24 protein-coding genes are annotated in these 22,815 nt (G+C 35.1%); 11 read left to right on the top strand and 13 right to left on the bottom strand.

The features are described 5' to 3' along the window. Window positions 1-2: 2 nt before the first annotated feature. The 5 genes from DVK85_RS04100 to DVK85_RS04080 form a co-directional block, all read right to left on the bottom strand. The gene (locus tag DVK85_RS04100) at window positions 3-941 is read right to left on the bottom strand and encodes a T9SS type A sorting domain-containing protein (protein WP_114677218.1); all 939 of its coding nucleotides are present in this window, start codon (window positions 939-941) and stop codon (window positions 3-5) included. Window positions 942-1,069: 128 nt separating this feature from the next. Next, window positions 1,070-1,942, bottom strand: a complete 873-nt coding sequence (locus tag DVK85_RS04095) for a T9SS type A sorting domain-containing protein (protein ID WP_114677217.1) — start codon at window positions 1,940-1,942, stop codon at window positions 1,070-1,072. A gap of 112 nt (window positions 1,943-2,054) precedes the next feature. Beyond that, window positions 2,055-2,393: a T9SS type A sorting domain-containing protein gene (locus DVK85_RS04090; RefSeq protein ID WP_114677216.1), complete on the bottom strand. Its 339-nt coding sequence runs from the start codon at window positions 2,391-2,393 to the stop codon at window positions 2,055-2,057. Window positions 2,394-2,503: 110 nt separating this feature from the next. Further along, window positions 2,504-3,655, bottom strand: coding sequence for a hypothetical protein (locus DVK85_RS04085; protein ID WP_114677215.1), 1,152 nt, complete (start codon window positions 3,653-3,655; stop codon window positions 2,504-2,506). Window positions 3,656-3,795: 140 nt separating this feature from the next. Further along, entirely contained in the window at window positions 3,796-6,597 is a 2,802-nt protein-coding gene (locus DVK85_RS04080; protein ID WP_162845284.1) for a TonB-dependent receptor, read from the bottom strand. A 182-nt stretch (window positions 6,598-6,779) separates the two neighbouring features. Here DVK85_RS04080 and DVK85_RS04075 point away from each other — a divergent pair, with 182 nt between their 5' ends. Next, entirely contained in the window at window positions 6,780-7,463 is a 684-nt protein-coding gene (locus DVK85_RS04075) for a response regulator transcription factor (RefSeq protein WP_114677213.1), read from the top strand. Further along, window positions 7,463-8,506, top strand: a complete 1,044-nt coding sequence (locus DVK85_RS04070; RefSeq protein ID WP_114677212.1) for a sensor histidine kinase — start codon at window positions 7,463-7,465, stop codon at window positions 8,504-8,506. The genes DVK85_RS04075 and DVK85_RS04070 overlap by 1 nt, the downstream gene beginning before the upstream one ends. On the opposite strand, the gene DVK85_RS04065 is transcribed toward DVK85_RS04070, so the two are convergent. Continuing rightward, entirely contained in the window at window positions 8,480-9,541 is a 1,062-nt protein-coding gene (locus tag DVK85_RS04065; RefSeq protein ID WP_114677211.1) for a glycosyltransferase, read from the bottom strand. The genes DVK85_RS04070 and DVK85_RS04065 overlap by 27 nt on opposite strands. 95 nt (window positions 9,542-9,636) lie before the next feature. On the opposite strand from DVK85_RS04065, the gene trmB reads away from it, so the two are divergent. Genes trmB through DVK85_RS04050 form a run of 3 tightly spaced genes read left to right on the top strand, consistent with a single transcriptional unit; the run spans window position 9,637 to window position 11,293 of the window. Then, complete coding sequence (gene trmB / locus DVK85_RS04060) at window positions 9,637-10,311, top strand: tRNA (guanosine(46)-N7)-methyltransferase TrmB (protein WP_114677210.1); 675 nt, start codon at window positions 9,637-9,639, stop codon at window positions 10,309-10,311. A gap of 1 nt (window position 10,312) precedes the next feature. After that, window positions 10,313-10,945: a LysE family transporter gene (locus DVK85_RS04055; RefSeq protein ID WP_114677209.1), complete on the top strand. Its 633-nt coding sequence runs from the start codon at window positions 10,313-10,315 to the stop codon at window positions 10,943-10,945. A gap of 12 nt (window positions 10,946-10,957) precedes the next feature. Beyond that, window positions 10,958-11,293 (top strand): MGMT family protein, encoded by a 336-nt coding sequence (locus DVK85_RS04050; protein ID WP_114677208.1) that lies wholly within the window; start codon window positions 10,958-10,960, stop codon window positions 11,291-11,293. Window positions 11,294-11,347: 54 nt separating this feature from the next. Here the strand turns inward: DVK85_RS04050 and aqpZ are convergent, their stop codons facing one another. Beyond that, window positions 11,348-12,052: an aquaporin Z gene (gene aqpZ, locus DVK85_RS04045; RefSeq protein ID WP_114677207.1), complete on the bottom strand. Its 705-nt coding sequence runs from the start codon at window positions 12,050-12,052 to the stop codon at window positions 11,348-11,350. A 226-nt stretch (window positions 12,053-12,278) separates the two neighbouring features. On the opposite strand from aqpZ, the gene DVK85_RS04040 reads away from it, so the two are divergent. The 4 genes from DVK85_RS04040 (at window position 12,279) to DVK85_RS04025 (ending at window position 15,153) form a co-directional block, all read left to right on the top strand. Beyond that, window positions 12,279-13,409 (top strand): Mrp/NBP35 family ATP-binding protein, encoded by a 1,131-nt coding sequence (locus DVK85_RS04040; RefSeq protein ID WP_114677206.1) that lies wholly within the window; start codon window positions 12,279-12,281, stop codon window positions 13,407-13,409. 2 nt (window positions 13,410-13,411) lie between these two features. Further along, window positions 13,412-13,651: a NifU family protein gene (locus tag DVK85_RS04035; protein ID WP_114677205.1), complete on the top strand. Its 240-nt coding sequence runs from the start codon at window positions 13,412-13,414 to the stop codon at window positions 13,649-13,651. A gap of 115 nt (window positions 13,652-13,766) precedes the next feature. Beyond that, on the top strand, window positions 13,767-14,819 hold the full coding sequence (locus DVK85_RS04030; RefSeq protein WP_114677204.1) for an NAD(P)/FAD-dependent oxidoreductase: 1,053 nt from the start codon (window positions 13,767-13,769) through the stop codon (window positions 14,817-14,819). Window position 14,820: 1 nt separating this feature from the next. Then, complete coding sequence (locus DVK85_RS04025; RefSeq protein ID WP_114677203.1) at window positions 14,821-15,153, top strand: 2Fe-2S iron-sulfur cluster-binding family protein; 333 nt, start codon at window positions 14,821-14,823, stop codon at window positions 15,151-15,153. Between the two features lie 113 nt (window positions 15,154-15,266). Here the strand turns inward: DVK85_RS04025 and DVK85_RS04020 are convergent, their stop codons facing one another. The 6 genes from DVK85_RS04020 to DVK85_RS03995 form a co-directional block, all read right to left on the bottom strand. Beyond that, a complete protein-coding gene (locus tag DVK85_RS04020) occupies window positions 15,267-17,330 on the bottom strand; it encodes a T9SS type A sorting domain-containing protein (protein ID WP_114677202.1) in 2,064 nt (687 codons plus the stop codon). Between the two features lie 110 nt (window positions 17,331-17,440). Then, window positions 17,441-18,226 carry a DUF3050 domain-containing protein gene (locus DVK85_RS04015; protein ID WP_114677201.1) on the bottom strand — a complete coding sequence of 262 codons (786 nt, stop codon included), beginning with the start codon at window positions 18,224-18,226 and terminating at the stop codon, window positions 17,441-17,443. A gap of 198 nt (window positions 18,227-18,424) precedes the next feature. Further along, the gene (locus DVK85_RS04010; protein ID WP_114677200.1) at window positions 18,425-19,603 is read right to left on the bottom strand and encodes an acyl-CoA dehydrogenase family protein; all 1,179 of its coding nucleotides are present in this window, start codon (window positions 19,601-19,603) and stop codon (window positions 18,425-18,427) included. Between the two features lie 102 nt (window positions 19,604-19,705). After that, on the bottom strand, window positions 19,706-20,419 hold the full coding sequence (locus tag DVK85_RS04005) for a tRNA1(Val) (adenine(37)-N6)-methyltransferase (protein ID WP_114678974.1): 714 nt from the start codon (window positions 20,417-20,419) through the stop codon (window positions 19,706-19,708). 60 nt (window positions 20,420-20,479) lie between these two features. Next, window positions 20,480-21,007, bottom strand: a complete 528-nt coding sequence (gene rimM, locus DVK85_RS04000; RefSeq protein ID WP_114677199.1) for a ribosome maturation factor RimM — start codon at window positions 21,005-21,007, stop codon at window positions 20,480-20,482. A gap of 15 nt (window positions 21,008-21,022) precedes the next feature. Continuing rightward, a complete protein-coding gene (locus DVK85_RS03995) occupies window positions 21,023-21,574 on the bottom strand; it encodes a 30S ribosomal protein S16 (protein WP_114677198.1) in 552 nt (183 codons plus the stop codon). Between the two features lie 232 nt (window positions 21,575-21,806). Here DVK85_RS03995 and DVK85_RS03990 point away from each other — a divergent pair, with 232 nt between their 5' ends. Continuing rightward, window positions 21,807-22,283, top strand: coding sequence for a DUF6252 family protein (locus DVK85_RS03990; RefSeq protein WP_114677197.1), 477 nt, complete (start codon window positions 21,807-21,809; stop codon window positions 22,281-22,283). A 167-nt stretch (window positions 22,284-22,450) separates the two neighbouring features. Beyond that, a complete protein-coding gene (locus DVK85_RS03985; RefSeq protein WP_114677196.1) occupies window positions 22,451-22,813 on the top strand; it encodes an RNA recognition motif domain-containing protein in 363 nt (120 codons plus the stop codon). Window positions 22,814-22,815 lie beyond the last annotated feature (2 nt).

Below are 22,815 nucleotides of genomic sequence, written 5' to 3'. Positions count from 1 at the left end.
AATTATCTAACTACAAGTTTTCTTGTAGCAGTTTTACCTTCTTCTGTAATTTTTACGATATAAACACCAGCAGTAAGTGCAGAAACATTTACAGTTCCGTTTGCAGTTACAGTGTTTACTACTTGTTTTCCTAGTACATCAAATATACCAACTGTTTTAGCAGCGTTAGCATTAGATGTTATGTTAAGAATGTTTCCTGAAACTGGGTTAGGGAACATTTTAAGACCAGAGATAGTATCAAATGTTTTAGTAGATAAAAAAGATTCTAAAGCTACTGCAGTTACAAACTCAGAACAAGTAACACCGTCTAGAGCATTATTACCTCCGTAAGTAAAAGTAGAAGCGTCAAAGTTACCACCGTTAGCTGCAACACTGTTATTTCTAGTTACATAACTGTCTTGGTAAGACCATGCAGCAGTATAGTCACTACCATCAGCAATATCAAGTGGGCTTCCAAATTGATCAATAACACTTATTAAATTGTCTCCATCATAAGTAGCGATTCTAAGAGCATCATTACCATTCATGTTAGGGGCATAAGTATTGAATATTACATTTGTAAGGTCTGGATACATTTCAGTAAAAACTGGAAGTGTATTTTCATAATATGGTTCGCCTGTATCAAAGTCTTCTGGAATATTAACTAAATAAACAAATGAATCAGTAATTTGATTAAGTGAGCTTAAAAATAATCCATCACTCCAATTAATTGCATCTTCGTTTGCGGCACCATTTGCTTCTGTTTGTACTCTATAGTCATTAGTTGCAAAATCAACTGTTCCTGATACATAAAGTTCAACAATTTTAGGACTGTAAGTACCTTCCGTTCCAGCGCATCCATCATGAGGTAATGTGCCATCTATAACTTTGGTAATAACTACACTCTGTCCGAATGCAGCAGCAGATAAAAGTGCTAGTGATAAAAAGTAAAATTTTTTCATTTTCAATATGATTTGTTATAATTCGGTGCAAATGTATTGAAAAGGTTAGATATCTAATGTTTCGAAATTGTTATTTAACAAAAAAAGCACCTAATTTTAGGTGCTTTTTTGTTTTTCTTGATGTAAGGTTATTTAACAACAAGTTTTCTTGTAGCTGTTTTACCTTCTTCGGTAATTTTAACAATATAAACGCCAGAGGTTAAACCTGAAACATTTATAGTTCCGTTTTTGGTTACTGTATTTACTACTTGCTTGCCTAATACATCATATATAGCAACTACTTTTGTAGCATTAGCATTAGATGTTATGTTAAGAATGCTTCCTGATAGTGGGTTAGGGAACATTTTAAGTGTTGAAATACTATTTTGTTGTACTGATGCTGTTGCATTGTATTGTCCGAAGGGTACTATTGTAGATAATGCTGCTTCAGCATTACATAGGCCCAGTCCGTCTAATGCGTCTACACCACCATAAGTCCAGTTGTCAGCATTAAATGTTCCGCCGTTAGGACCAGTACCGTCTACTCTTCTCGCCCATGAATCCAAGTACTCCCATGTAGTTTCACTACCATCCACTCCTTCTTCTCCATATTGATCTATTACAGTCATTCCTACATCAATAATTCTTACCCTGTCATCACCATTTATACTTACAGGAGCTGGCTCTCCATTTTCTGTACTTGTATAGAAAATATGAGATGAAGGTACATCGGCAAACTCACTTGAGAAAGATGTATTAGTATCAGCACTTACGATATAGATGAAATCATCTGTTACAGTACCAAAAGAAGCAAGGTTTAAAGTGTTGCCCCATGTTGTGTTAGCGTTACTTTGGTTTTCTAAAGAATAGTTAGCAAAATCTACAGTGCCGTTAGCATAAATTTCGACTGCTTTTGGGTGACCACCAGTGCAAGGGCCATCCATGACACCCGTGATTATAGGTGTTTGAGCGAAAGATAGACTTACCGCCATTAATAAAGATAAAGAGTAAATTTTTTTCATATTCGTAGTGTTTTAGTTATTATGTATAACAAATATAATAACAAATACTATTCTAATTGAAAAAAAATCATAAAATTATGATAGTTTTAAGGGAAAGTGGTGTGTGGTGTAACTATTTAATAATCAATTTCTTTGTAGAAGTAGCTTCGCCTTCTTTTATCTTTATAATGTACACCCCAGGAGTAAGCGACGAAATGCCAAGTTCTTTGCCATTAACTACAGTTTGGAGTATCTTTTTCCCTAATACATCATATATCTGAATTTCTTTACTCAGCATATTTTTCGAAGTAATATATATTCTGTCAGTATTTACAGGATTAGGGTATATATTAAGTCCTTCTATGGCTTGACTACTACTCATAGTAGAATTCCCTTTATTTTCTTGGGCATTAGCGCCAAGACTAAAAAGAGAAACGAATAATAGTGTTATATAAAAATATTTTTTTGCCATGATGATTATTGGTTTTGTAAATATATAAAATATATTTCAAATAGTGTACCAAAAAAATAACCCCTCAAATATTTGAGGGGTTATTAATTATATCTTAAACTTGTTTTAGATTACCAAGTAAGCTCAGAATTGTGAGACCAGCTGCCAAAAGCCGACATATTTGCTCCAGTTGCAGTAGCGTCTTGTGTGAATAATAAACTATCTAAATCTGTGTCATCAACATTGTTTACAACAAGTGCGATTGTAGGATCAAAATCACCTGTCATATGTAACGAACCATCATTAACTTGGTTAAGTTGATTGTTTACGAAAGCTACGTGCTCAACATTGTAAACTTTTATATTACCAAAGTCACCTGCAGTACCTTCTTTAAGGTCAAAAGCTGATTTACCAGCTTTTAAGCTCCCTCTGATTGTTACATTTCTTACAATCGGGTTTGATCTTGGCTCAACATTCCACTCTGTTTTACGACTTGAAAGTTCGAAAGCAAAGTCACCAAGGTTGTCCTCCTGATAAACAGCAATATTTGTTAGTGTACCTTTATATCCTTGATCCCAGTCAATAGAATCATCCTCCATACCTATAGCGATTAAGTTTGTAGCACTTACAAGACCACCATAAAATTCAAATCCGTCATCAGCACCTTTATAAGCTTCACAGTTTTGAACTATTGTTCCAGAACCACAAGCAAAGAAAGAGAATGCGTTATATTCAAATTGACCATCAGATGATGCAACACCTGCATATTCTACACGAACATATCTAAGTATACCTGAAGTTTCTTCATTAGTATCTCTATCTCCGCTGTATGGAAGTTGTCCTGCTTCAGATAGAGGGTTACTGTCAGTACCATTAATAGGAGCTCTACCGTGTAGTACTATACCACCCCAGTCTCCATCAGATGCTCCTGCACTCTGATTTTCAGAAGTAAATACAATAGGCTCATCAGCTGTACCGTCAGCAATAAGTTTACCTCCTTGTTTTACCATTAAAACGTTTATTCCTGTTGCTTGATCAGCAAGGGTTACAGTGATTGTAGAACCTTTTTCGATAGTTAGCGTAGCGCCATCTTCAACTAAAACAGTACCTTTTAGTGTGTAATCACCTTTAGGAACAAAAAGATCTTCTGTTATAGAGCCTGTAATTACGTTCCCTTCAATAACATCACCATTGTTGTTGTTACTGTTCGAATCATCATCGCTACTGCAAGATGTAACTGCTAATGCTGATATTGCAAGCATTGATAAAAGCAATTTTTTCATTTGTTGTGTTTTTAAAGTTAAGTATAAATTTATGTGGCAAAAATATTTGTATTTAATTAATCGGTGTTTACCTAAATATTAAGGGATTGTTAAATGTAGTAAGGTAAATCTGCCTCAATGTTGCCTAAAGATTAACCGAATTAAAGTTTATAAGTAAGTGTTAGTCCAAAGTTTACACCTAAGTTATAACTCTCATAAACGTTACTATACGCATCAGGAAATTGAATTTCTTTAGTAGCATCTTGTGTAAATAATGTTTTTTCGTCGAGTATGTTTTGTATGGTAAACCTTAAGCCTAAGTGGTCATTAAACTCTGTATTCCATACTAAGTCGAATTGATTTATCGGTTTTTCGTATATATCATCGGCACCTTCAACACCTACAGCATAGATTCTTTTTCCATAAGTGTTAAAAATTAGCGTAAAAGTTGAATTAAAGTTTTCGCCGCTTTTAAACTCATAAGAGATATCTGCATTTATCCCCCAGTTAGATGCTCCTTGCAGTTGTCTTTCTTTATTTGTTATTTGTCCAAATTCGTTATTGTTATTTTCTGTTTTAGATTCTGAGTCCATAAGGATTCCGTTAAACCCTAACGATAAATCTTTTAATGCATCAGCTTTAAACACATTACCGATGTTTAACTTTCCTTCTAGTTCTATACCATATAAGTATGCCTTATCAAAATTCCCAAAACTTTCAAGATAACCTACTGATGTACTACGGAATAGTCTTTCTATAGGGTCTTGTATTAACTTACCAAATGCAGCTATTGCTAATACTTCTGAGTTGCTTGGGAATATTTCATACTTTAAATCAAAATTATAATTGGTTGAGTTCTTCAGTAATCGATTTCCTACCGTTTGGTTTCCGTCTCCACCTTGATAAACTGTAGGGAGAATTTCTCTTAGTCTTGGTCTTGTTGTGGTTTTTGATGCAGCAAGGCGGATGTTAGTATCATCATTTAAATTGTATTTTATATTTAATGCTGGACTGAAATCAAAAGGATCATATTTTTCTATACGATGTGGGTCATATACGTTGTCGGTTTGCAGTCGATATTCTATTTCTCTTATGGCATATTCAGCCCTGACACCTACTTCTATTAAAAGCTTTTCCCATTGTTTAGTATAATTAACATAGGATGCGTTTATGAATTGATTTATGTTGCTATCCATTGTTGGGTCGGGAGTATTTCTATATCTTAAGAATCCGTTTGCGAAACCATTTTGGAAGAATGCTTCAGGGTTATTAGTGTTTATAATAGCCTGGTCTGGCGTGCCATTAAAACTTGCGGATATTGTTCGGTTAAAAAAATTATAATCAAGTAAATCTGTATTGTATCCAATTTTTACATTTGATTGATATTGATCATTTTCTTCATTATGATCAAAACCTATTTTGTACTCTACAAGGGCATTAATGTTTGAATTATCTAGTTCTTGATAGAACTTAAATGGGTTTATTCCATTTGTAGTGATATACTCTGCGTTTTCACCATTGCCTGCAGCAACTAAAACTCTTCTATCTGGCACACTGTTTTTACCATCAGAATAAGATGTTCCAAAGTGTAGCACGTGCTTTCTATTCATCCATTCATAATCACCTAATACTTGAAAGATGGCTACCCTGTTTTCTGTATATTTAGTATCCCTTATGAAAAAAGGAGTATTGTTAAGTTGTGTATATGAATTATTAAGACCTAATCCTTCAGCTATTGCATTACTGCTATTCTGTAAGTATATTGTGTTAAACGTCAAGTCTAGTTTGTCATATATTTTGTAGTTCAGGGCGAATAGTCCAGATTTTTGTGTTGAAAAATCGTATTGTTTTGATTTGAAATCTTGTTGTGCATTTCCTTCTGAGCTAAGTCTTCTCTCTACCCCTGACTGATAAAGGTATGAGTTGTTATAATTAAAACTCAAAAACACGCCTAAGTTTCCTTTATCCCACTCTTTTATTCTTTGTCCATGACTTATGCCAAATTTACTATTAAGTGGTGCAGTACTTTTTTTAGGAGTCCATGAAGAGTTAAATAAATTTGCTGATTCCTCTGGAGTTGCATTATAGGCTAAGGGGTTGTCTTCTGAGTATACATTCGGTATTTCTCTGCTATTCCCTGTATATCCAGCAAAATTTTGAAATCCAGATCCTGAATCGTCAGTATAAAAATCATTAAAAGTAGTGTTGGTATTGTATCCTACACCAAAACTAAAAACTGTTGTAGGTCTTGAAGGTGCTTTTTTAGTGTTTATCTGAAATGTAGCTCCAGCAAAATCCTGATACAGGTTACTGCTGAAGGTTTTAAATACATCTACCGATTCTACGATACTAGTTGATACGTAATTAAGAGGTATGATTTTTTTATCTGGATCAGGAGAGGCTATCGGGAGACCGTTTATTAGTAAATAATTGTATCGATCATCTAGACCTCTAACGAATATACCGCGCCCCTTAACATTAGTAATACCTGATATTTTAGTTAAGCCTTGTTCTACAGTAGAGGTAGCTTTTCGAGCTAACTCTTGAGCTCCGATACTTTGCTTAATTTCTACAGCTTTCTTTTGATCGACAAGCAATGCCGACTCTTTTTCACGGTTTATTTGCTGCTCTATAACAACATCATTAAGTTGTACACTTGTAGATGACATTGATTTGTTTATTATTTTGGTTTCGCCAGCAGCTAGAGTGATAGGAACTTCGATGTTTTCGTATCCTAAAAAACCAAAGACTAGAGTGTGGCTTCCAGCAGGAACTTTTAATGTGTATTTACCATTTTCATCGGTATTTGTTCCAATATTTGTTCCTTTAATTGCTACACTGGCAAATGGCAGCGTCTCATTGTTCATGTCTTTATCTGTTACAGTTCCTGTTACAATTGCTGTGTTTTGTGAAAAACCTAAAGTAAAGATAAACAGGCAGATAAGTAAAAATTTAAGTCTCATTGTGTGTTGTTTGTTTTTCATGCAAAGAAACCTCAACCTTTCAAATGCTATGTTACCAAAACGTTACTTTTGAATTTACTTAATGTTACAAAATTGTTAACAGATTAAATTATAGTTAATAGGTTTGCTGGTTTTGTATTATCTTTACCTTTACAGCCGCTAAACAATATGCAAGTGTCATTATGAAAAAAAAAGACATCAAGATTTTACTGGTTGACGATGAACAGGATATCTTAGAAATCGTAGGTTACAATTTGAGTCAGGAAGGCTATCATGTTATTACAGCAAGCAATGGTAGAGATGCCATTGTTAAAGCAAAAAAAGAACTTCCGCATCTTATTATTATGGATGTAATGATGCCAGAAATGGATGGTATGGAAGCGTGTGAAAACATTAGAAAAATTCCAGAACTTAGTAATGTTATTATTACATTCCTTACTGCCCGAAGTGAAGACTACTCTCAAGTAGCGGGGTTTGATGCAGGAGCTGATGATTATATTGCAAAACCCATTAAGCCGAAATTATTGGTAAGCAAAGTAAAAGCATTACTTAGAAGACTTAAGGATGATGAAGCAAAAGGCGATATACTAAGGGTGGGGACTATAGAAATAAACCGCGAAGAGTATAAAATTGTAATGGAAGATCGTGAAATTGTACTACCAAGAAAAGAATTTGAACTGTTTTACCTTTTAGCTTCTAAGCCAGGTAAAGTATTTAAGAGAGAAGAAATTCTTGATAAAGTATGGGGTAATGAAGTAGTAGTAGGCGGTAGAACAATAGATGTGCATATAAGAAAACTACGTGAAAAAATAGGCGACGAACTTTTTAAAACAATAAAAGGGGTGGGCTATAAGCTGGAAATTTAGTGGCAATTAATTTTAAAAAATCATATCGTTTTGCTGTAAAATCAGCATTATATATTACAATATTTTCTGCTTCGCTAATAGCGGGATTACTATATTATTTCGCCGAAATAAACCTTCCGTTTATTTTTATATTTTCAATATCATTATTTGTGTTTTCCTTTTTTGTATTGCAATATAGGGTAGAGCACTTTATATATAGAAGAGTAAAAAAGATATACGACGATGTATCGTTGCTGGAATCGGCTTCATTAAGAAACAAGCCTATAACTACAGATATGGCAACACTTACTCGCGAGGTGCAAAAATTTGCAAGAGATAAGAAAATAGAGATTGAAACACTTAAAGTTCGTGAAGAGTATCGCCGAGAATTTATGGGTAATGTATCGCACGAATTAAAAACACCATTGTTTACAGTACAAGGCTATTTATTAACATTGCTTGATGGGGCAATGAATGATAAAGTATTGCGTAAAAAATATATGCAGCGTGCCGAAAAAGGAGTTGAAAGACTTATTTATATTGTGCAAGATTTAGATATGATATCTAAATTCGAGTTAGGAGATCTCAATCTTAATTACACCAAATTTAATATTATTGAAGTTGTCCAGAATGTTTTTGATATGCTGGAGATGAAGGCCGATAAAAAGGGTATTATACTCATGTTTGACATGAAGTACCTTAAGCCTATAATGGTTTATGCAGATAGAGATAAAATACAACAAGTAGTAACTAATCTTGTTGTGAACTCAATAAAATATGGCAAGGAAGATGGTACTACCGAGGTAAGTATAGAAGACCTTGTTAATAACAAAGCTATTGTTAGGGTAAAAGACAATGGCGAGGGTATAGAGCAACAGCATATACCCCGACTATTTGAACGTTTTTACAGGGTTGATAAAAGTGGTGCTAGAACAGAGGGTGGTTCTGGTTTAGGTCTTGCTATTGTAAAACATATTATAGAAGGTCACGATGAGAAAATGTATGTAGAAAGTAAGTTTGGCGAAGGCTCAGAGTTTTCATTCACTCTTGAAAAGACCAAATAAATCTTTCCACCGCATATCATTACCTAAATTTTTAAGTCCTTTATATAAAGATATTTTTTCTAAATCCTCTACTTTAAAGCTATGCTGGCGTGCATAAGGGACTAACCCCGTTTTCTTTAGTTTATGTGCTAAATATTCCTGTTCATATTGCCCTGGGGTAGGTATAAAGAAAGCCTTTTTGCCTAATTGAGCTAAATCCATTATTGTGGTATATCCTGAACGACACAGTACCTGGTCACTTTCATTAAAAGCCTGTTCTAATGCAGCAGTATTCATAAAGTTGTAAAAGGTAATATTATCTTCTACCGTTATTTTTTCTTCAGGCTCTACTATACCTTTTACAAATATTATTTTGCCTTTATAGTGTTTAAGTTCATTGCTAAGTTTTTCTTCTAGCATAGTACGTTGTGGCTCTGGTCCAGATAGTATTGCCATAAGGTCATACTTTTTCTCCATAGGTTTTCTATGCAGTCTACTAAGTGGTCCAATATATTTCACCTTAAACTCACTACCTTCAATATGTCCAAGCTTACCCGAGAGGTTAGGGCTTGTTTGTACATCAGGAACCCAACATTCATTATATTTTTTGATGAACATTTGGTGTATTTTAGATGTAAACCATGTAGTATTACCAGTAAGTACATTAAGTTGATGTGTAACAAAAACAGACGGTATCTTCTTAGAAAACACACCTAGGCGATTATCTGATATAATGCCATGTATGTTGTGTTTTTCAACAAGCTCTTGTACCATTTTGTTTTCACGCCTTACGGCTTTAATCATGTTTGGTATTTGTGTAATAAGCTTTAATTTGAAAAACGCACCATTTTTAGCATACTCTATTTGGTATGACGGTAACTCTAAAGCGGTAAGTGATGGAAATTCTTTTCTCAATAGTGCAAGCGCAATGCCGTCTGATGCAATTACGGGCTCAAAACCATGATTTTCCAATGCCTCAATAATAGGTATGCAGCGTGTTGCATGACCCAGACCCCAATTTAGTGGAGCCACCAAAATTCTTTTTCTGTCTTGCAAAACGTCGTTTTTTGATAACTATTTAATAAGTGCAATCTAAAACTATTTCAGGTTTCGTATATTTCCCTAATTTTACCAAAATTTTAAGTTTAGTCGTGGGAAGTAAAAACAAATTAAAAAGATTTAGGGAAAACGAAACCTTTAGGAACGTTATTCAACCTGAAAGAGAAGACGTGATGTCGGATGATTTTTCGTTAAAAGGAAACTGGGGTAGTACTTTTTTTAAAAATCAAAACCCTATTATACTAGAGCTTGGCTGTGGTAAAGGTGAGTATAGTATAGGTATGGCAAAGCGCTATCCCGATAAGAATTTTATAGGTATAGATATTAAAGGAGCACGTTTTTGGCGTGGTGCAAAAACAGCAATAGATGAGGGTATAAATAATGTCGCTTTTTTACGAACGCAGATAGAACTTATAGAACATTTTTTTGCAGCTGGTGAAATTGCTGAGATATGGATAACATTTCCAGACCCGCAAATAAAGTATAAACGTACAAAGCATCGTTTAACTAATACAGAGTTTTTACAGCGTTATAAAAAGATACTTGCGCCAGATGGCATAGTGAATTTAAAAACAGATAGCGAGTTTATGCATGGCTATACCCTAGGATTGTTACATGGAGAAGGACACGAAATTATGTATGCTAATCATAATGTATATCGCAATGCTGGTTCTCCCGAAATTGTTACTGCTATACAAACATTTTATGAGCAGCAATATTTAGAAAAAGAAAAACCGATTACTTACATACAGTTTAAAATAAAGTAATATGGAGTTTGTCCTGCCCGTTGTGTTAGGTATTGTTTTGGCTGTTGCAGGTATATCGTTACCTGGGCTTTTAAACATTACTGCCGCAAAAATTAGTCTTAGTGAGGGCAGGCAAAGAGCGGTTATTTTTGCATTAGGTGCCACAACTATTATTTTTATACAAACATATATAGCAGTTTCTTTTGCAAAATTTATAAATAGCAGACCTGATATAATACACCTGCTCGAAGAGATGGGGCTTGGTATATTTGCAGTACTTACTATTTATTTTCTTTTTTTAGCAAAAAAACCAAAGGTTAAAGAAGATAAAGCGGTAACGAAAATTAAGAGCCGAAGAAGTAAGTTCTTTTTAGGGGTACTACTTTCGGCTTTAAACTTTTTTCCAGTTCCTTATTATGTGTTTATGAGTGTTACGCTTTCTAAACATAAATACTTTTTTTTCAATCCGTTATTTATTTTTCTTTTTGTTATGGGAGCCGTTATAGGTTCATTATCTGCTTTTTATCTGTACATTATATCTTTTAAAAGATTTGAACATAAGGCATCTTTTTTTCTGCGTAACATCAATTACTTTATGGGAGGTATAACAGGGGTTGTGTGTCTTATCACAATCATAAAAATGATGAGAAACTAAAAAGGTTTTGTTATGGCAAACAACGATGGCTTTTTTGAACGAGTTTATGTAGTAGCACGTCAAGTGCCCTATGGTAGGGTAACTTCTTATGGGGCTATTGCAAAATTTATTGGAGCAGGGCGCTCTGCCCGAATGGTAGGCTGGGCTATGAATGCTAGCCATACTATGGATGATGTTCCAGCGCACAGAGTAGTAAACCGTGTAGGGCTACTAACAGGCAAACATCATTTTGAAGGTACAAATCTTATGCAACAGCTTCTTGAAAGCGAAGGTGTAAAGGTGAAAGAAAATAAAATAGTCGATTTTGAGAAACACTTTTGGGATCCTATGGAAAATATAGATGAATAAAAAAGGGAAGACTACTCATAGTCTTCCCTTTTTTATTGCGAGTAATTTTAATATTTACGCTTCTTTCTTCTGTAATAAGTTTTTATAAATAAAACCCGCAATAATTGCTCCTATAATAGGTGCTGTCCAAAATAGCCAAAGTTGTGGTATATAATCACCTCCTGCAAATAATGCTTGCGAAGTAGAACGTGCAGGGTTTACAGATGTATTCGTTATAGGGATGCTTATTAAATGTATTAAAGTTAAACCAAGACCTATTGCTATACCTGCGAAGCCAGAATTGGCAAATTTATCTGTAGCGCCAAGAATTATTAATAAGAAAAACATAGTCAATAATAGTTCAGTAACAAAAGCAGCAGCCATAGAGTAGCCTTCGGGCGATAACTCTGCATAACCATTTGCAGCAAAAGCTCCCGCACTTGTAGGGTCTATAGCAAAGCCTTCTCTTCCTGAAGCAATATAATACAATGCTCCTGCGGCTGTCAATCCGCCCACTACTTGACTTATTATGTAAGGAGCTAAATCTTTAGTAGCAAAACGTCCTCCTGCCCACAGCCCAAAAGAAACGGCAGGATTAAAATGCCCTCCCGAAATGTGTCCTACGGCATAAGCCATAGTTAATACAGTAAGTCCGAATGCGAGTGCTACTCCTGCAAAACCAATACCTAAGTCAGGAATTCCTGCTGCAAATAAAGCGCTTCCGCACCCTCCAAAGACTAGCCAAAAAGTTCCGAAAAATTCAGCGAGTAATTTTTTCATTTGTTTGTTATTTAATTTTTTAGTTAAACAAATGTAAATATTTTATTAAAAAGTCAATCTATTTTAGTGTAATATGTTATTTAGTTGATTATTTTATAGTGTTAAGAAGAGAGGGAAGGAGAGATTATTAAAATAGCAAAGCTTTTAGATTATAAATTTTTCATAGTATCTTTGTAGTTTAAAGACAGTCTTATTTAAAAGACTGTAATACAAAGTAATAATACATATGAAACTCGATAGAAAAGAAATACTGAAAGCTCTTGAAACCATAACATTAGCTGGAGAAGGCAAAAACATGGTAGAGAGTGGAGCAGTACGTAATGTGCTTACCTTTGGTGACGAAGTCGTAGTAGAACTTGTAATGCATAATCCAGCGATGCATATTCGTAAACGTGCAGAAGCCGATATTATTAAAACTATACAAGATAAAATATCTCAAGAAGCAAAGGTTAAGGTAAATATTAAACTAGAAACTCCTGAGAAGCCAGAGATAAAAGGTAAAGGGATACCTGGTATAAGCAATGTAATTGCGGTATCATCTGGTAAAGGTGGTGTGGGTAAATCTACCATTACAGCAAACCTTGCCGTGACTCTTGCAAAAATGGGCTTTAAAGTTGGTGTACTCGATGCTGATATTTATGGACCATCTATGCCTATAATGTTTGATGTAGAAAGAGAACGACCTATATCGGTAGAGATAGATGGTAAATCTAAAATGAAACCAATATTAAGCTATGGCGTTCAAATACTTTCTATAGGCTTTTTTACTACGCCAGAGCAGGCTGTTATATGGAGAGGTCCTATGGCATCTAAAGCATTAAATCAAATGATATTTGATGCAGACTGGGGTGAGCTTGACTTTATGTTGATAGACTTACCGCCAGGAACAGGAGATATTCACCTTTCTATAATGCAGTCGCTACCTATAACGGGTGCTGTAGTAGTAAGTACACCACAAGCTGTGGCACTTGCCGATGCTAAAAAAGGAGTGGCTATGTTCCGTCAAGATAGTATTAATGTACCAGTTCTAGGTATTATAGAAAATATGGCTTACTTTACACCTGAAGAGTTACCAGATAATAAGTATTATATATTTGGTAAAGAAGGAGCAAGGAACCTAGCCGAAGATTTAGATGTGCCTTTCCTTGGCGAAATGCCATTGGTACAAAGTATTCGTGAAGCAGGCGATTATGGTCGTCCGGCAGCATTGCAAACAGCAACACCACTTGAAACTGCTTTCGAAGAGTTAGCGCGTTCTGTAGTGCAAGAAACTGTAAGTAGGAATGATAACTTACCGCCTACAGAAGCGATTAAAATAACAACAATGGCTGGCTGCTCAGCAGTTAAAAAGAAATAATTATGACAACAGAAGAAATTAGACTAAGTGTAGAGAGGGCACTCGACGAGATTCGTCCTTTTCTTGAATCTGACGGGGGTAATATTTCATTAATAGCCATAGATGAAGACAAGCATGTAAAAGTACGTCTTGAAGGTGCTTGTGTGGGCTGTAGTGTAAATCAAATGACACTGAAAGCTGGAGTAGAAACAACGATTAAAAAGTATGTTCCGCAAATAGAGACAGTAGTAAATATAGCATAATAGCTATAGCATTAAAATAATTTTGTCAGGATATATTTGCTGACAATTATCATAGAAATAAAGAACAGTTTTAAGGAATTTTGTCCCTGAAACTGTTTTTTAACATACAATAAAAATGATTACAACAGATATACTTATAATAGGTGCGGGTCCTACAGGGCTTTTTGCCGTATTTGAAGCAGGATTATTAAAATTAAAATGTCACATTATAGATGCCTTACCGCAACAAGGAGGGCAGCTTGCAGAGTTATATCCTAAGAAACCTATATTTGATATACCAGGCTATCCATCTGTAATGGCGGGCGAACTTGTAGATAACCTTATGGAGCAAATAAAACAGTTCCAACCTGGTTTTACTCTTAACGAAAGAGCCGAGACTATAGATAAACTAGAAGATGGTACATTTATAGTTACAACAAATAAAGGAACTAAGCATCATGCTAAAGTAGTAGCTATTGCTGGAGGGTTAGGTAGTTTTGAGCCACGTAAACCATTAATAGAAAATATTGCTTTTTATGAAGATAAAGGAGTAGAATATTTTGTAAAAGACCCTGAACTTTTTAGAGATAAAAAAATTGTAATTGCAGGTGGTGGCGATTCGGCTTTAGACTGGAGTATTTTCTTGGCAGATGTTGCTTCAGAGGTAACTTTGGTGCATAGAAGAAATGAATTTAGAGGAGCATTAGATTCCGTAGAAAAAGTACAAGAATTAAAGAAATTAGGTAAAATAAACCTAATTACTCCTGCTGAGGTTACAGGTATTATAGGAGAGCAGCATGTAGAAGGTTTGGCTATAACAAAACACGATGAAACTAAAATTATAGCAACAGATTATTTTATACCACTGTTTGGACTTACTCCAAAACTAGGACCTATTGCAAACTGGGGTTTAGAGATAGAAAAAAATGCTATTAAAGTTAATAATGCACTAGATTACCAAACCAATATAGACGGTATATATGCCATAGGCGATGTTAATACTTACCCCGGTAAGTTAAAGCTAATTTTGTGTGGTTTTCATGAAGCTACCCTTATGTGTCAAAGCGTATATAATAGAATTAACCCAGGTAAAAAATATGTGCTTAAATATACTACGGTGAGTGGTGTAGATGGTTTTGATGGTACTCGTAAAGAAGCAGAAAAACAAGTAGTAAAAGCGATAGAATAATATGGCACAAGATATAACTGTAAAAATAACTGATAGAGAAGGTGTGGTACACGAAGTACAGGCACCTACTGATATGGCTATGAATGTTATGGAGCTTTGTCGATCTTATGAACTAGCGCCCGAAGGTACTATAGGTATTTGTGGAGGTATGGCAATGTGTGCCTCCTGCCAATGTTATGTGCTAAATGATGTTGCTTTACCCGAGATGGAAGCAGATGAAGAGGCAATGCTATCTGAGGCTTTTTATGTAAAGCCGAATAGCCGTTTAGGTTGCCAGGTTCCTATAACTGAGGCACTAGATGGACTTGAAATAGAACTCGCTCCAGAATCATAAGAGTAAATAGAGTTTGTGTATAATATTTTGGGCTCTTATTATGTTTTAAATACTAAAAAGCAGCCCTTGCATTTTGCAAGGGCTGCTTTTTTTAGAAATAAATCTGCTTTTTCTTAGTGCTTTACAAAACGTAATGTTTCAGAAGTATTGCCTTTATTGACTTTTATAAAATACATACCATTTGCATAGGTAGATATGTTTATAGTAGTAGTGGTAGATGTTACTTTGCCATTACCTACAAGTTGTCCTAAACTATTGTATATAGCATAGCTATCTGGTAAAGATGTAGTTGCTGTAGTGCTAATGTTAATTGTATTATTAGCAGGGTTAGGGTATAGTTTTATGTCATTTTCTATACTCATCGAGTCATTAACTGATAAATAGGTGTTAATACCAAAAGGTGTTATCTCAGTTTGGGTAAAACTTCCTCCTTCTGCTATAACCTCTCCATTAGTTGTTGTTACAGTATAATAACCATTACCAGAATTACAGCATATTCCGTCTCCCGCAGTATCTAAGATCCCGAATGAATAGCATTGATTATCTTCAACATCAATTGTTTGTGTATATAATTGGTTAGAGTTATAAAAATCAGCAGGATTAGGGTTGTTAAAATCTATATTTCCTATAATGGGATCTTCATTACTGTCAAGTAAAGCCCATATAGTTTCACTACCATAATTATCAGTCATTACTGTAACTATTATTTGGGTAGTATTATAACTGTTGGCTATCGTAAAGTTATTAGAAAAAGTATTGTTGGTAATTATATCATCTACAGTATCATTTACATTTGTTAGCGTAGCGGTAAATGTATGCTCTCCAGCTGATAGTGTAAGTGTAGGTAATGTTATCGCAGCCTCTTCATTGTTGTTAATGTTACCTGTCCAGTTATATTCAATGCTAGCTTCGTTATCAATAGTATAGCTGATAGTAGCTGTTGTTATAGCGTTATCTCCTAAATTTGTTAAGGTTAATGAAGGTGTAATAGTGTTGGTACATACTTCATTTTGTAAATCATCTAGGTTAAGTGAGCCGTCAAGGTCATATACCATACCTGGTACACAACCTAAAGATGTAATAAGTGATACTCTTCTAGGCGAGTTAAGCAATACTGCTGTCATCCTGTCTTTTTGGTTTAAAGTAAATACGCTTAGACAAGTATCATCAGTATAATCCATATAATTCTCAATCATGTCATTTCCTGGAGATGAAGGACAAGAGTCTACGCCAGAAGGACAGCCTTGATTAGCATCTGCGGCAGCAGGAGTATCGGCACAAAAATCATCTTCACTACAATCGCCATCACCCCAAATATGTCTAAGTCCAAAAAAGTGACCAACTTCGTGTGATGCCGTACGACCTTTATCTCTTCCGCCTTCTTCATAAATTCCTTCAGGGTAGATGTCACTTGAACCAAAAAATAAATGTCCAATAACTACACCATCTGTTTCTGGAGCATCAGCCTGACCAAGTCCGTCAATACCATCAAGCCCTGAGTTAGTAGGGAATTGGGCATACCCAGCAAGTTCGCCACCAAAAAAATATATATAATCTACAATCCAAATGTTTAAATATTGTTCAGGATCCCATTGGGTTTGCGGTTTTAGCGTCGATTCTATATCTTCCATATCCCATCCGTCGTTTCCGCCAAGGTTATAGCGTATGATACCAGTAGATGCAATTCCGTCAGGGTCACGTTGTGCCAAACAAAATTCTATTTCCATATCAGCCCCCACAGGGTTTGTGTTATAACCTGGGGTATCAATCATTCTCCTAAAGTCTTGATTTAGTACCGTGATTTGCGAAAGTATTTGTGCTGTTGATAAGTTCTCATCTGTACCGATAGGATCTCCATTATGTATTACGTGTATTACAACAGGTATTGTAACAACAGTATTTGTAGATAGTGGTGTTACTGTAGATGCCAACCGTTGTGCTTTTATCGCATTTACTTTTGGTGCAAGCCATTGTTCAAACTTTTCAGTAGTGGCACGCTTAGGGTTCTTTTGTTGTAAAAGAGTTTCATACTCGGTTGTACCACATCGTTTAATTTCGGTAGTTATACTTTTACCAAAAGCTCGTGCTTTTTTGTTTTGTTTTTCTTGTGCATTACTGCTCAAAGTAAAAGTTAAGGCTGCTAATAAATATAGAGCTTTAGTTATAGTTTTTTTCATTCGTGTTGTTTAATAGGTTTTAAAGGCCGAAAATAATCAATTATTTAGAATTGATATAAAAAAAAGCTCTGATATATCAGAGCTTTTAGTTAAAATTTTGTTTGCTGTTACTATATAGATGCCATATCAGGGTGCATAATATTATCTTCAATAGCATTCCAGAGTTCTAATCTTTTTTCTAGAGCTATTTTTGAAACAGCTTCTACCTCTGCCCATTTTTCATCATCTTCACCACAAAGTTCGGTAATCATTTTCATTGCCATAGGTCCATGCTCATCAGCATCAAGTTCTATATGTCTTTCAAAATAGTATATTAATTTATCAAGGTTGGTTTCGGGAAAGCTTTCCTGAAAATTCTTAATAATTTTAGTAAACATTTCAGGGATGAGGTCTTCTCTCCCAAATGTGAAAACTGCAGCTATTTCGTGTGGTTTACCTTGCTCTATAACTCTAAAAGTAAAGTCCATAAAATCCTTAATTCCTTCGGGTAGTTCACTTTGTTTTATTGATACAAATATATTTTGTGTTGTTACCACATTATCTAGAAAAGTAGTTATTTCCGATGTGTCTGCACCGCAGGCTTCCATAGCCTCTATATACATTTCAAAGTGACTTAATCGTTTGCCTTCGGTATCAATATCGGTTTCTTCTCCAAGTACAATTTCATTTATTAAATATCTTGTTTCGGCATTACCTGTAGGCATCCATGGGGTAGCAGTGCATGTAAGTTGTGTTTGTAACGCTTTTAGTAGCGACATAAAATCCCACACGGCATACACATGACCTTGTAAAAAGCATTTTAGGTCATCTATAGTCTTTACTTTAGTGTAAAGCGAGTGTTGTAACAAGAGTTCTTTTTGGGGAAGAATACTCTCGTTGATAGTTTTTGTATTCATAGCATTTGTTTTTTGCAAAATTAAAAAGCTTCTTCGTTAAAAGACAGTTTTTCATATTATTTTTATCTACACAAGAATAATGCCTTTTGTGTTAACATAATTATTTTGCCAGATGTGTCATGTAATAAATAAACGTAAAAACCCCGACATTATTTAATGTCGGGGTTTAATATTATATTTTTTTAAATAATAAAAATATTATTTAAAAGCTGCGTGTCCTGTAATATCCATACCTGTTATTAATAGGTGGATGTCATGAGTTCCTTCATAAGTTATAACACTCTCTAAGTTCATCATGTGGCGCATTATAGAGTATTCTCCTGTAATACCCATACCACCTAGTATTTGTCTTGCCTCACGAGCTATGTTTATAGCCATATCTACATTGTTTCTCTTAGCCATAGATATTTGCGCCGATGTGGCTCTACCTTCTTCTCTAAGAACTCCAAGTCGCCAAGTAAGTAACTGTGCTTTTGTGATTTCGGTAATCATTTCGGCAAGTTTCTTTTGTTGTAATTGTGTAGCGGCAATAGGCTTGTCAAACTGTATACGCTCTTTAGCGTATCGTAATGCAGTATCATAACAATCCATGGCAGCACCTATAGCACCCCAAGCAATACCATAACGAGCAGAATCTAGGCAACCAAGCGGCGCACCAAGACCAGATTTGTTAGGTAAAAGGTTTTCTTTAGGCACTTTCACGTTGTCAAAAATAAGCTCACCAGTAGCCGAAGCTCTAAGCGACCACTTGTTGTGTGTTTCTGGAGTTGTAAAACCTTCCATACCGCGCTCTACGACAAGTCCATGAATTCTTCCTTCTTCGTTTTTTGCCCAAACTACAGCAATATCTGCAAATGGAGCATTACTTATCCACATTTTGGCACCATTAAGTAAGTAATGGTCGCCCATATCTTTAAAATTAGTAACCATACCACTAGGGTTAGAACCATAATCTGGCTCAGTAAGACCAAAACAACCAATGAATTCACCAGAAGCTAGCTTAGGTAAATATTTCATGCGTTGCTCTTCGTTACCGTATTTCCATATAGGATACATAACTAAAGAAGATTGTACTGATGCTGTAGAACGTACACCGCTGTCGCCGCGCTCTATTTCTTGCATAATAAGCCCGTAAGAAATTTGGTCGAGACCAGCTCCGCCATACTCTTCGGGTATATAAGGACCAAATGCACCAATATTGGCAAGGCCTTTAATTATTTGTTTTGGGAATTCAGCCTTTTGGGCATAATCCTCTATAATAGGAGAAACTTCACGCTTTACCCATTCGCGGGCAGCATCGCGCACCATTTTGTGCTCGTCTGTTAGTAACTCATCTAAAAGGTAGTAGTCTGGTGCCTGAAATAAATCGGGTTTCATGTTATCTTTATTTTTAGTAGGAACAAAAGTAAAGAAGAAACTTAACAAATCAATAAAAATTTGTTGTGATTTTTAGCAATAGTGTAAGGTGTGGTGATAAAACTACATTTTCAAATAAAAATCCTTAGTTAACGCTATATATTCAGGAGTGTATTGATGGCGAGCAATTTCTATAATTAGCTCGTCTATCTTAACTATTTCTGTTTCCTGCTTTTTAAAAGCAATTAAACTTCGCTTGATTTCCGTTTCTGGCGTGCCTTTTACTCGTGTTATTTTAAAAACAAATAAGGAGAATTGCGCAGCAATAGAAATAAAGTTTTCTTCTTCTTTATAGGGTAATATTACAGTAAATATTCCATCGCGAGATAATAATAATGCTGCTGCTTCGGCAAGTTCATCAAAAGGCATAGAGGTATTAAATCGAGCTTTGTCCCGTTGTTCATTACCTGTAGTAAAATCTTCGCTATAAAATGGAGGGTTAGAGATAATCAGGTCATACTCTTCTTCATCTTGCATCTCTTCAACAAACTCATCTAGTCCTGCATGATAACAAAAAAGGCGATCGCCCCAAGGACTATTCTCAAAGTTATCTACTGCCTGCTCGTAGGTATCATCATCAATTTCAATAGCATCAATCTGTTCAGCATTACTTCGTTGTGCAAGCATAAGTGCTATAAGACCTGTGCCTGTGCCAATATCTAATATACTATTAGGGCTATGGTTTGTAGAAGTCCATGTGCCTAATAAAACACCATCTGTGCCTACTTTCATAGCACATTTATCTTGTTGTATGCTAAATTCTTTAAACTTGAAAATGGACATATAAGGACTTTTTTTAGATTTTTTACTTAAATATAAAACTACGTAGTGGTTTTGTTACTCAAGGTATAAATCTACTAATCCTTCGGGAGTATCGAGGATTACTTTTTTATTTTCGCGATCTATTTTTACAATAAAATCGTCTATCATGGGCACTAATATTTCGATGTTACCTTTTTTTATTTCAAAAAGAGGTTGTGCAGAACTATCATTAATGCCAACAATGTTACCTATATCGCCAAGACGTTCGTCTTCTACAGCGTAATCTATAATTTCGTGAAAATAAAACTGATTTCCTTCTAGTTCAGGTAGCTCTGTTAAAGGTAGGTAAACCTCATTGTTCATTATGTTGTCAGCTTCTTCCTCATTATCGATGTCTTCGAAGCGTACTCTTAAAAAACTGTTTTTGTGTAATGAGCTACTTATAATAAAAAATGGAACCAAGTGTTTGTTGACCTCAACAAACACTGATTCCATGTTTTCATACAATTCGGGTTCATCAGTATCTAAGTATATTAGAACTTCACCCTTAAAGCTGAATTTTTTAGCGATTTTACCTAAGTAGAAACAATCTTCTTTGCGCATATCGCTAATTTAAAATTAAGCTTGAGTTTCCTCGTTGTTTTCTTCTGTAGCTGTTGGCTCTTCAGTAGCAGCTTCTTCGCTTTCAGCAGGAGCTTCAGCAGCAATAGCGTCAGCTTCAGCTTTTTTAGCAGCAGCAACACGATCATCATTAACTTTCTTCTCAGCAGCAAGTGCTTTTGCTCTTGCTTCAGCATCAGCATTACTAAGACCTTCTTTCTTAGCGTCTACTTTTGTTGCTTTCTCTTCCATCCATGCTGCAAGTTTAGCGTCAGCCTGTTCTTGTGTAAGAGCACCTTTACGCACACCACCATCAAGATGATGTTTAAGTAATGCACCTTTGTAAGAAAGGATAGCTTTTGCAGTATCTGTAGGCTGTGCACCATTGTGTAACCACTGTACAGTAGTATCAAGGTTTAAGTCTATAGTTGCAGGGTTAGTGTTAGGATTGTAAGTTCCTAGTTTTTCAAGAAATTTACCATCTCTTTTAGAACGGCTGTCTGCCGCTACTACCCAGTAAAAAGGTTTTCCTTTTTTACCGTGTCTTTGTAATCTGATTTTTACAGGCATAATCTTTAGATTAAATTTTGAGGTTCCCGACCTCTGTTAATTAAGTTGGCAAATATAAGAAAGTTTATTGTACTTGCGTTTTAAATAAAAGAATTTAATATTTTTTATGATTGGAATGTGGCAGATTGTTAATTTTTATTATGATTTCTATTATTTATATTAGGATTTATACCATAAAAAACTATTTTTGTCGTTGTAAAAATTTGGTTTACCTTTTCCTAACTATATAATAATGAAAAAATTTTTATCACTTTTAGTGTTGTTGGTGGCTTTTAGCTCATGTGAAGAAGATATACAATTCAATACTCCTGCGGTTCAAGGTTTAAAAGATAATGAATTGTGGAAAGCAACAGAGTATAGGGCTATATTAGGTGGTGGCGGTTCTCTTACTATAGAGGCTACTAATGGTTTCGAGACGGTAGTGTTAAAAACAGTATCTTCTACACCAGGTATGTCTTTTCAGTTAGGGGTTAATGAAGTTAATAAGGCTACTTATTCGCTTAATGCAGATGGTTTGTCATACGATTATCAAACTGGTACTGACCTAGGAGATGGGCTTATCGAAATTAGCGACAACCCAATAGAAACAGATATTACAAAAGGGTATATTACGGGTACTTTCCGTTTTAATGCCTCTGATGAATTTGGAGAATTAGTGAATTTTCAAAATGGGTTTTTCTATAAAGTACCTATTCAGGCAGCTCCTTAAGAAATAGATTACTGAAAAAAATATTTAAGCCCTGTTTATGCAGGGCTTTTTGTTAGTTTTATATTACTATAATATTAATTATCAATAAAACAGCTTTTTGTAGATAAATAAGAGTACATTTGTACTGTAACATCAATGCAGTTATAATTGCATTCAATTTTTTTTTTATGAATATATTTGTTGGAAGTCTTCCTTTTAGTATTGAGGAAGCAGATTTAAGAGAGTCTTTTGAGGCTTATGGACCAGTTGATTCTGTAAAAATTATTACAGATAAGTTTACTGGTAGAAGTAAAGGTTTTGGTTTCGTAGAGATGCCAAACGACGACGAGGCCCAAAAGGCTATCGATGAACTGAATGGAGCTACTGTTCAGGGAAGAACAATTGTTGTCAACAAATCTGAACCGAGACCGGAAGGTGATAGGAGAAGTGCTGGTGGTGGCAACCGTAATTTTAGCAGAGATAACAACCGCGGCGGTGGTGGTGGCGGTTACCGAGGTGGTAACGGCGGTGGCAACCGTGGTGGATATTAATA

Source organism: Flavobacterium arcticum, assembly GCF_003344925.1.
GTDB classification, from domain to species: Bacteria; Bacteroidota; Bacteroidia; order Flavobacteriales; family Flavobacteriaceae; genus Flavobacterium; species Flavobacterium arcticum.
This window is presented reverse-complemented; position numbering and strand designations above follow the sequence as displayed.